General features: G+C 61.2%; 9 protein-coding genes. All 9 read left to right on the forward strand.

Annotated elements, in window-relative coordinates:
* Positions 1-70: 70 nt before the first annotated feature.
* On the forward strand, positions 71-2,782 hold the full coding sequence (gene nuoG, locus BMY98_RS19985) for an NADH-quinone oxidoreductase subunit NuoG (protein ID WP_074892023.1): 2,712 nt from the start codon (positions 71-73) through the stop codon (positions 2,780-2,782).
* The gene (gene nuoH / locus BMY98_RS19990; RefSeq protein ID WP_037008811.1) at positions 2,779-3,768 is read left to right on the forward strand and encodes an NADH-quinone oxidoreductase subunit NuoH; all 990 of its coding nucleotides are present in this window, start codon (positions 2,779-2,781) and stop codon (positions 3,766-3,768) included. The genes nuoG and nuoH overlap by 4 nt, the downstream gene beginning before the upstream one ends.
* 11 nt (positions 3,769-3,779) lie before the next feature.
* Positions 3,780-4,328: an NADH-quinone oxidoreductase subunit NuoI gene (gene nuoI / locus BMY98_RS19995; protein WP_037008808.1), complete on the forward strand. Its 549-nt coding sequence runs from the start codon at positions 3,780-3,782 to the stop codon at positions 4,326-4,328.
* 9 nt (positions 4,329-4,337) lie between these two features.
* Positions 4,338-4,838 (forward strand): NADH-quinone oxidoreductase subunit J, encoded by a 501-nt coding sequence (nuoJ, locus tag BMY98_RS20000; protein ID WP_037008804.1) that lies wholly within the window; start codon positions 4,338-4,340, stop codon positions 4,836-4,838.
* A 4-nt stretch (positions 4,839-4,842) separates the two neighbouring features.
* A complete protein-coding gene (gene nuoK / locus BMY98_RS20005; protein WP_065989117.1) occupies positions 4,843-5,154 on the forward strand; it encodes an NADH-quinone oxidoreductase subunit NuoK in 312 nt (103 codons plus the stop codon).
* A complete protein-coding gene (gene nuoL, locus BMY98_RS20010) occupies positions 5,151-6,998 on the forward strand; it encodes an NADH-quinone oxidoreductase subunit L (protein WP_074892025.1) in 1,848 nt (615 codons plus the stop codon). The genes nuoK and nuoL overlap by 4 nt, the downstream gene beginning before the upstream one ends.
* 52 nt (positions 6,999-7,050) lie before the next feature.
* Positions 7,051-8,583 (forward strand): NADH-quinone oxidoreductase subunit M, encoded by a 1,533-nt coding sequence (gene nuoM / locus BMY98_RS20015; protein ID WP_074892027.1) that lies wholly within the window; start codon positions 7,051-7,053, stop codon positions 8,581-8,583.
* A 7-nt stretch (positions 8,584-8,590) separates the two neighbouring features.
* The gene (nuoN, locus tag BMY98_RS20020; protein ID WP_074892029.1) at positions 8,591-10,048 is read left to right on the forward strand and encodes an NADH-quinone oxidoreductase subunit NuoN; all 1,458 of its coding nucleotides are present in this window, start codon (positions 8,591-8,593) and stop codon (positions 10,046-10,048) included.
* 316 nt (positions 10,049-10,364) lie between these two features.
* Positions 10,365-10,568: hypothetical protein (locus tag BMY98_RS27450; RefSeq protein WP_217648322.1), on the forward strand; the 204-nt coding region annotated here is incomplete at its 3' end.

Below are 10,568 nucleotides of genomic sequence, written 5' to 3' on the forward strand. Positions count from 1 at the left end.
TTGAGTCGGATGGCACCGAGATTCCATTAGCCACGCCCGCTGACACCGGGCCAACGAAGAACTTTGAACCATGGCCACTATCCACGTAGACGGCAAAGCGCTCGAAGTCGATGGCGCAGACAACCTGTTACAGGCATGTCTGTCGCTGGGCCTCGACATCCCTTATTTCTGCTGGCATCCGGCACTTGGCAGTGTTGGCGCCTGTCGCCAGTGCGCGGTCAAGCAGTACACCGACGAGAACGACACCCGTGGTCGCATCGTCATGTCCTGCATGACACCCGCCACTGACAACACCTGGATCTCCATCGAAGACGATGAATCCAAGGCGTTTCGCGCCAGTGTCGTCGAATGGCTGATGACCAACCACCCGCACGACTGCCCGGTCTGCGAGGAAGGCGGTCACTGTCATTTGCAGGACATGACGGTGATGACCGGCCACAACGAGCGCCGCTATCGCTTTACCAAACGCACCCACCAGAATCAGGAACTGGGGCCGTTCATCGCACACGAGATGAACCGCTGCATCGCCTGCTATCGCTGCGTGCGTTTCTATAAAGACTACGCCGGCGGTACTGACCTCGGCGTGTTCGGCGCCCACGACAACGTGTACTTCGGTCGCGTTGAAGACGGCACCCTGGAAAGCGAGTTCTCCGGCAACCTCACCGAGGTCTGCCCGACCGGTGTGTTCACCGACAAGACCCACTCCGAGCGCTACAACCGGAAATGGGACATGCAGTTTTCGCCGAGCATCTGCCACGGTTGCTCAAGCGGCTGCAACATCAGCCCGGGCGAGCGTTATGGTGAAATCCGCCGTATCGAGAACCGCTACAACGGTTCGGTGAACCAGTACTTCCTCTGCGACCGTGGCCGTTTCGGTTATGGCTACGTCAACCGCACCGACCGTCCACGCCAGCCGTTGGCCGAAGGCATCAAGCTGGGCCTCGACGCTGCGCTGGATAAAGCGGCTGACCTGCTGCGCGGACGCAACATCGTCGGCATCGGTTCGCCACGCGCCAGCCTGGAAAGCAACTTCGCCCTGCGCGAGCTGGTCGGTGCCGAGCACTTCTACTCGGGCATCGAAGCCGGTGAGCTGGAGCGTCTGCGCCTGATCGCTCAGGTATTGAAAGACAGCCCGCTGCCAATCCCGACCCTGCGTGAGGTCGAAGAGCACGATGCCGTGTTCATCCTCGGCGAAGACGTTACCCAGACCGCTGCGCGCATGGCCCTCGGCCTGCGTCAGTCGGTGAAAAACAAAGCCGAAGACATGGCCGCTGCGATGAAAGTCCAGCCATGGCTCGACGCTGCGGTGAAGAACATCGGCCAGCACGAGATGAACCCGCTGTTCATCGCCAGCCTGACCGACACCCGCCTCGACGATATCGCCGAAGAATGCGTGCACGCTGCGCCCGATGATCTGGCGCGCATCGGTTTCGCCGTGGCCCACGCCATCGACCCGAGTGCCCCGGCCGTTGTCGGTCTGGACAGCGAAGCGCTGGCGCTGGCCGAGCGCATTGCTGCCGCTCTGCTCGAAGCCAAACGCCCGCTGATCGTGTCCGGCGCCTCGCTGGGCTCGAACGCGCTGATCGAAGCGGCGGCGAACATCGCCAAGGCCTTGAAGCTGCGTGACAAGCAGGGTTCGCTGAGCCTGATCGTGCCGGAAGCCAACAGCATGGGCTTGACCCTGTTTGGTGGCGACTCGGTCGACGCTGCGCTGCAGGCCGTGATTTCGGGCCAGGCCGACGCCATCGTCGTGCTGGAAAACGATCTGTTCACCCGCGTTGACGCTGCCACGGTCGAGGCTGCACTGAAGGCCGCGAAAGTGGTGATCGTTGCCGATCATCAGAAGACCGCGACCACCGACCGCGCGCATCTGGTGCTGCCGGCCGCAAGCTTCGCCGAAGGCGACGGTACGCTGGTCAGCCAGGAAGGCCGCGCCCAGCGCTTCTTCCAGGTGTTCGACCCCACGTATCTGGACGCGAGCATTCTGGTTCACGAAGGCTGGCGCTGGCTGCATGCCCTGCGCGCCACCCTGTTGAATCAGCCGGTTGACTGGACTCAGCTTGACCACGTCACCGCTGCCTGCGCTGCGAGCAATCCGCAACTGGCCGGCATTGTCGGTGCCGCGCCGTCTGCTGCGTTCCGCATCAAGGGCCTGAAACTGGCTCGCGAACCGCTGCGTTATAGCGGCCGGACCGCCATGCGCGCCAACATCAGCGTGCACGAACCGCGTATGCCGCAGGACATCGACACCGCGTTCGCGTTCTCGATGGAAGGTTATTCGGGCTCTGCCGAACCGCGTTCTCAGGTGCCATTTGCCTGGTCGCCGGGCTGGAACTCGCCACAAGCGTGGAACAAGTTTCAGGACGAAGTCGGCGGTCACTTGCGTGCTGGCGATCCAGGCGTACGCCTGATCGAAAGCAGCGGCGACAGGCTGGGCTGGTTCGCCAACGTGCCGCGTGCCTTCTCCCCTGCACAAGGGACCTGGCAGGTTGTGCCGTTCTATCACCTGTTCGGCAGCGAAGAAACCTCCTCCAAAGCCGCGCCGGTTCAAGAGCGTATTCCCCAGGCCTATGTTGCGCTGGCCAAGTCCGAAGCGGACCGTCTGGGTGTCAACGAAGGCGCCTTGCTCAGCCTGAGTGTTGCCGGCCAGACCCTGCGTCTGCCGCTGCGCATCAGCGAGGAACTGGGCGCAGGCCTGGTGGCGCTGCCGTCCGGTCTGGCCGGTATTCCTCCGGCGCTGTTCGGCAAAACCGTTGATGCCGTGCAGGAGGCCGCTCAATGACCTGGTTCACCCCTGAAGTGATCGACTCGATCATCGCTGTCGTCAAGGCCATCGTGGTGCTGCTAGCCGTGGTGGTCTGCGGCGCGCTGCTCAGCTTCGTCGAACGCCGTCTGTTGGGCTGGTGGCAGGACCGTTACGGGCCGAACCGCGTGGGTCCGTTCGGCATGTTCCAGATTGCTGCCGACATGCTGAAGATGTTCTTTAAAGAGGACTGGAACCCGCCCTTCGTCGACCGGGTGATCTTCACCCTGGCGCCGGTGGTGGCCATGAGCGCGCTGTTGATCGCGTTCTCGGTCATCCCGGTGACCCAGACCTGGGTGGTCGCGGACCTGAACATCGGCCTGCTGTTCTTCTTCGCCATGGCCGGTCTGTCGGTCTATGCGGTGCTGTTCGCCGGTTGGTCATCGAACAACAAGTACGCCCTGCTGGGCAGCTTGCGTGCCTCGGCGCAGACCGTGTCGTACGAAGTGTTCCTCGGCCTGTCGCTGATGGGCATCGTGGTGCAGGTCGGTTCGTTCAACATGGGCGACATCGTCAAGTACCAGGCCGATCACCTGTGGTTCATCATTCCGCAGTTCTTTGGCTTCTGTACCTTCTTCATCGCTGGTGTCGCCGTGACTCACCGTCACCCGTTCGACCAGCCGGAAGCGGAACAGGAACTGGCCGACGGTTACCACATTGAATACGCCGGCATGAAATGGGGCATGTTCTTCGTCGGTGAGTACATCGGCATCATCCTGATCTCGGCGCTGCTGGTAACGCTGTTCTTCGGTGGCTGGCATGGCCCGTTCGATATCCTGCCGCAACTGTCGTTCATGTGGTTTGCGCTGAAAACCGCGTTCTTCATCATGCTGTTCATCCTGTTGCGTGCTTCGATCCCTCGTCCGCGTTATGACCAAGTGATGGATTTCAGCTGGAAGTTCTGCTTGCCACTGACCCTGATCAATTTGCTGGTGACCGCTGCGGTCGTCCTGGCGGCTCAGTGAGGATTTGACCCATGTTCAAATATATTGGCGACATCGTTAAGGGTACGGGTACCCAGCTGCGCAGCCTGATCATGGTCTTCGGCCATGGCTTCCGTAAGCGTGACACCCTGCAATATCCGGAAGAGCAGGTGTATCTGCCGCCCCGCTACCGTGGCCGCATTGTCCTGACCCGCGACCCCGACGGCGAAGAACGCTGCGTGGCCTGCAACCTGTGCGCCGTGGCCTGCCCGGTGGGTTGCATCTCGCTGCAGAAGGCCGAGACCGACGACGGTCGTTGGTATCCGGAGTTCTTCCGCATCAATTTCTCGCGTTGCATCTTCTGCGGCATGTGTGAGGAAGCTTGCCCGACCACCGCGATCCAGCTGACACCGGATTTCGAGATGGCCGAGTTCAAACGTCAGGATCTCGTGTACGAGAAGGAAGATCTGCTGATCTCCGGCCCCGGCAAGAACCCTGATTACAACTTCTACCGCGTTGCGGGGATGGCCATCGCCGGCAAGCCGAAAGGCGATGCACAGAACGAAGCCCAGCCCATCAACGTCAAGAGCTTGCTGCCTTAAGGAAGAAAGATGGAATTCGCTTTCTATTTCGCATCCGGCATCGCTGTGGTGGCCACCCTTCGGGTGATCACCAACACGAACCCGGTGCACGCCCTGCTCTACCTGATCATTTCGCTGATCGCCGTGGCCATGACCTTCTTCAGCCTCGGCGCGCCGTTCGCCGGTGCCCTTGAAGTCATCGCTTATGCGGGCGCCATCATGGTGCTGTTCGTCTTCGTGGTGATGATGCTGAACCTGGGCCCGGCCTCGGTTCAACAAGAACGCGCCTGGCTCAAACCCGGCATCTGGCTCGGCCCGATTCTGCTGGGCGGCCTGCTGCTGGCGGAGTTGATTTACGTGCTGTTCGCCAACTCCACCGGCGCTTCCATCGGTCACACCACGGTGGACGCCAAGGCGGTCGGCATCAGCCTGTTCGGCCCTTACCTGCTGGTTGTCGAACTCGCCTCGATGCTGCTGCTTGCGGCAGCCGTGACGGCGTTCCATGTCGGCCGCAACGAGGCGAAGGAGTAAAGCCATGAACTCAGCAATCCCTCTGGAACATGGTCTGGCGGTCGCCGGCATCCTGTTCTGCCTCGGCCTGGCGGGCCTGTTGGTACGCCGCAACATTCTGTTCGTGTTGATGAGCCTGGAAATCATGATGAACGCAGCCGCGCTGGCCTTTGTGGTCGCGGGCAGCCGTTGGGCACAGCCTGACGGCCAGATCATGTTCATTCTGGTGATCAGCCTTGCCGCAGCCGAGGCCAGCATTGGCCTGGCGATCCTGCTGCAACTGTATCGCCGCTTCCACACGCTCGATATCGACGCTGCCAGCGAGATGCGCGGATGAACCTACTCTTACTGACTTTCGTATTCCCCCTGATCGGTTTCCTGCTGCTGTCGTTTTCGCGCGGCAAATGGTCGGAAAACCTTTCAGCCCTGATCGGCGTGGGCTCCATAGGCCTGTCGGCCATCGTTGCCGCCTACGTGATCTGGCAATTCAACGTGTCTCCACCGGAAGGCGGTCACCTGACCATGGTGCTGTGGCGCTGGATGTCGGTAGACGGCTTCGAGCCCAACTTCGCCCTGTATGTCGATGGCCTGTCCATCACCATGCTCGGCGTGGTGGTCGGCGTCGGCTTCCTCATTCACCTGTTCGCCTCGTGGTACATGCGCGGTGAAGACGGCTACTCGCGCTTCTTCGCCTACACCAACCTGTTCATTGCCAGCATGTTGTTCCTGATCCTGGGCGACAACCTGCTGTTCATCTACTTCGGTTGGGAAGGCGTGGGCCTGTGCTCGTACCTGTTGATCGGTTTCTATTACAGCAACCGCAACAACGGCAACGCGGCCCTGAAAGCCTTCATCGTGACCCGCATCGGCGACGTGTTCATGGCCATCGGCCTGTTCATTCTGTTCCAGCAACTGGGCACGCTGAACATTCAGGAACTGCTGGTTCGCGCACCACAGCACTTCAAGGTCGGCGACTTCTGGATCGTTCTGGCAACCCTGATGCTGCTGGGCGGTGCCGTCGGTAAATCCGCGCAACTGCCGCTGCAAACCTGGCTGGCGGACGCGATGGCCGGTCCTACTCCGGTGTCGGCACTGATCCACGCCGCAACCATGGTTACGGCGGGCGTCTACCTGATCGCGCGGACCCACGGCCTGTTCATCCTGGCGCCGGACATCCTCCATCTGGTCGGCATTGTCGGCGGCGTGACGCTGGTACTGGCAGGTTTCGCCGCACTGGTGCAAACCGACATCAAACGTATCCTCGCCTACTCGACCATGAGCCAGATCGGCTACATGTTCCTGGCGCTGGGTGTGGGTGCATGGGACGGCGCGATTTTCCACCTGATGACCCACGCCTTCTTCAAGGCCCTGCTGTTCCTCGCGTCCGGGGCGGTGATCGTTGCCTGCCATCACGAGCAGAACATCTTCAAGATGGGCGGCCTGTGGAAGAAACTGCCATTGGCCTACGCCAGCTTCATCGTCGGCGGCGCCGCGCTGTCGGCCTTGCCGCTGGTCACGGCGGGCTTCTATTCCAAGGACGAAATCCTCTGGGAAGCCTTCGCCAGCGGCCATCAGTATCTGCTGTACGCAGGTCTGGTCGGTGCGTTCATGACCTCGCTGTACACCTTCCGCCTGATCTTCATCGCCTTCCACGGCGAAGCGAAGACCGAAGCCCACGCCGGCCACGGGATCTCCCACTGGTTGCCACTGGGTGTGCTGATCGTGCTGTCGACGTTCATCGGCGCCTGGATTCATCCGCCACTGGCCGGCGTGCTGCCGGAAAGCGCAGGTCATGCGGGCGGCGAAGCCAAGCACAGCCTGGAAATCGCCTCGGGCGCCATTGCTCTGGCCGGTATTCTGCTGGCGGCGGTGCTGTTCCTTGGCAAGCGTCGACTGGTTACGGCCATCGCCAACAGCGGGCCGGGTCGTTTCCTGTCCGCATGGTGGTTTGCAGCCTGGGGCTTCGACTGGGTGTATGACGTGCTGTTCGTCAAACCTTACCTGGCAATCAGTCGCCTCCTGCGTGCCGACCCGCTCGACCACACAATCGGCCTGATTCCGCGTCTGGTCAAAGCCGGCAACGGCTTGATGACCCGCACCGAAACCGGTCAGCTCCGCTGGTATGCCGCTTCGATCGCCGCAGGTGCCGTACTGGTACTCGGCGCGATTGTGCTGGTCTGATGAGTCGATCTGACATGAACCTTGCGACTTTGCGAAAGGAATTGAGCCCGTCATGATTCTGCCTTGGCTAATCCTGATCCCCTTCATCGGCGGCCTGCTGTGCTGGCAAGGTGAGCGCTTCGGCCCTACCCTGCCGCGCTGGATTGCGCTGTTGACCATGTCTCTCGAGACGATTCTGGGCCTGTGGGTCTGGAGCACCGGTACGTTTACCTATGCTCCGGCTCCGGGCGCCGATCCGACCTGGGCCCTTGAATTCAAGCTCCAGTGGATTCAGCGCTTCGGCATCAGCGTGCACCTGGCCCTCGATGGCCTGTCCCTGCTGATGATTCTGCTGACCGGCCTGCTGGGTATCCTCTCGGTACTCTGCTCGTGGAAAGAGATTCAACGTAACGTCGGCTTCTTCCACCTGAACCTGATGTGGATCCTGGGCGGCGTCGTCGGCGTGTTCCTCGCCATCGACCTGTTCATGTTCTTCTTCTTCTGGGAAATGATGCTGGTGCCGATGTACTTCCTCATCGCGCTCTGGGGTCACAGCTCGGCGGACGGTAAGAAGACGCGAATTTATGCAGCGACCAAGTTCTTCATCTTCACTCAGGCCAGCGGCCTGATCATGTTGGTGGCGATCCTGGGTCTGGTGCTGGTGCACTTCAACCAGACCGGCGTGATTACCTTCGGTTACGCGGACCTGCTGAAAACCAAGCTGTCCCACAGCACCGAATACATCCTGATGCTGGGCTTCTTCATCGCTTTCGCGGTGAAGCTGCCGATCGTGCCGCTGCACTCCTGGTTGCCTGACGCTCACGCCCAGGCGCCGACCGCCGGTTCCGTGGACCTGGCGGGCATCCTGCTGAAGACCGCTGCGTATGGTCTGCTGCGTTTTGCCCTGCCGCTGTTCCCGAATGCCTCGGCGGAGTTTGCGCCAATCGCCATGGTGCTGGGCCTGATCGGTATCTTCTACGGTGCCTTCCTGGCCTTCGCCCAGACCGACATCAAGCGCCTGATCGCGTTTTCCAGCGTTTCGCACATGGGCTTCGTGCTGATCGGCATCTACTCCGGCAGCCAGCAGGCGCTGCAAGGCGTCGTCGTTCAGATGCTCGCTCACGGCCTGTCGGCCGCCGCACTGTTTATCCTCAGCGGCCAGTTGTATGAGCGTCTGCACACCCGGGACATGCGAGAAATGGGTGGCCTGTGGAGCAAGATCGCGTACCTGCCGGCCATCAGCCTGTTCTTCGCCGCCGCGTCGCTGGGCCTTCCAGGCACCGGTAACTTCGTTGGTGAATTCCTGATCCTGATCGGCAGCTTTGTCAGCGCGCCGTGGATCACCGCCATCGCCACCTCCGGTCTGGTGTTCGGTTCTGTCTACTCGCTGATCATGATCCACCGCGCCTACTTCGGCCCGGCCAAATCCGACGCGGTCTACAAGGGCATGGACGGTCGGGAATTGATCATGGTGCTGGGTCTGGCGGTGTTGTTGATTCTGCTGGGCGTGTACCCGCAACCGATCCTCGACACCTCCTCGGCGACCATGCATGGCGTGCAGCAATGGCTCGGCACCGCCTTCACTCAACTCGCTTCGGCCCGGTAAGAGCGCTATGGACCTGACGATTCAACACTTTATTGCGCTGGCGCCGCTGCTGATTACCAGTATCACCATTGTGGTGGTGATGCTGGGCATCGCATGGCGTCGCAACCACTCGCAATCATTCCTGCTGACGGTAGCGGGACTCAACCTGGCTTTGCTGTCCATCTATCCGGCGCTGAAGGTTGCGCCGCTGGTGGTCACGCCTTTGCTGCAGATCGACAGCTTCGCCTGCCTCTACATGGGCATTATCCTGGTGTCGACCCTGGCCTGCGTCACCCTGGCTCACGCCTATCTGGGTGAAGGCAAGGCAGGTTACCCGGGCAACCGCGAAGAGCTTTACCTGCTGATCCTGATGGCTGCGGCCGGTGGCCTGGTACTGGTCGCCGCGCAACACCTGGCGAGCCTGTTCATCGGTCTGGAACTGCTGTCGGTGCCGGTCTACGGTCTGGTTGCCTACGCCTTCTTCAACAAGCGTTCGCTGGAAGGCGGCATCAAGTACATGGTGCTGTCGGCGGCTGGCTCGGCGTTCCTGCTGTTCGGTATGGCGCTGCTGTATGCCGAATCCGGCAGCCTGGGTTTCAGCGAAATCGGCAAGGCCATCGCCGCCACTGGCATGCCAAGCCCGATCGCCAGCCTGGGTCTGGGCATGATGCTCGTGGGTCTGGGCTTCAAGCTGTCGCTGGTGCCGTTCCACTTGTGGACACCGGACGTGTACGAAGGCGCCCCTGCCCCGGTAGCGGCGTTCCTCGCCACCGCCAGCAAGGTCGCGGTGTTCGGCGTGCTGGTTCGCCTGTTCCAGATCTCCCCGGCGGCTACCAGTGGTGTGCTGACGGACGTGATGTCGGTCATTGCCGTGGCGTCGATCCTGGTCGGCAACCTGCTGGCCCTGACGCAGAACAACCTCAAGCGTCTGCTGGGTTACTCGTCCATCGCGCACTTCGGTTACCTGATGATCGCGATGGTGGCGAGCAAGGGCATGGCGGTCGAGGCGATCAACGTCTACCTCGTCACCTACGTGCTGACCAGCCTGGGCGCGTTCGGCGTGGTCACGTTGATGTCGTCGCCTTATAGCGGCCGCGACGCCGACGCGATGTTCGAATACCGCGGCCTGTTCTGGCGTCGTCCGTACCTGACGGCGGTGCTGACCGTGATGATGCTGTCGCTGGCAGGTATTCCGCTGACGACGGGCTTCATCGGCAAGTTTTACATCATCGCGACGGGCGTCGAAGCGCACCTGTGGTGGCTGACCGGTTCACTGGTCGTGGGCAGTGCCATCGGTGTGTTCTATTACCTGCGTGTGATGGTGACGTTGTATCTGCAAGACTCGAAGATCCAGCGCCACGACGCCCCGTTCAACTGGGCGCAGCGTGCAGGGGGTGTGATGCTGTTGGGGATTACGCTGTTGGCGTTCTTCCTGGGCGTCTACCCGCAACCGCTGCTGACCCTGGTGGGCCATGCGGGCTTGTGATGGTTGAGTGATGCACAAAAAACCCTGCCTTCGAGCAGGGTTTTTTTATGGCTTTGGATTTTAGAGGATCAAGAGCATCTGCCTAACGGCAGATCGTTTCGCCTTCGGCGAGTTACTTTTGAAAAGCACCAAAAGTAAGCAAAAGTGCCTGCTCCTGGTTTGGCCCTTCCTTCGTCAGGGTTCCCTCACTTCGACGACGCTCCGTGGGCCCGCGCCGAACGGACATCCATGTCCTAGCGGCGCTCTCGCGGCATCCATGCCGCTCGGCCCACTCCGCGTCGTCTGCGTTCGGCCTGCACCAAAGTCGCGATTGGCGGTGTTTGAAATTTTCGCGCAGGAAGATCAAGAGCAGATCAAAGGCTTCCCGGCTAAAGCCGGTCCCACTGACCGCATGCACATTCACTGTAGGAGCGCGCTTGCCCGCGATGGCATCCTGTCAGCCACACAGATGCCGCTGACCCACCGCAATTCGCGGGCAAGCGCGCTCCTACAGAGGATCTTCATCACGCCAAGGACTTTC

Origin of the sequence: Pseudomonas graminis, assembly GCF_900111735.1 — a bacterium.
In the GTDB taxonomy this organism is placed as follows: Bacteria; Pseudomonadota; Gammaproteobacteria; order Pseudomonadales; family Pseudomonadaceae; genus Aquipseudomonas; species Aquipseudomonas graminis.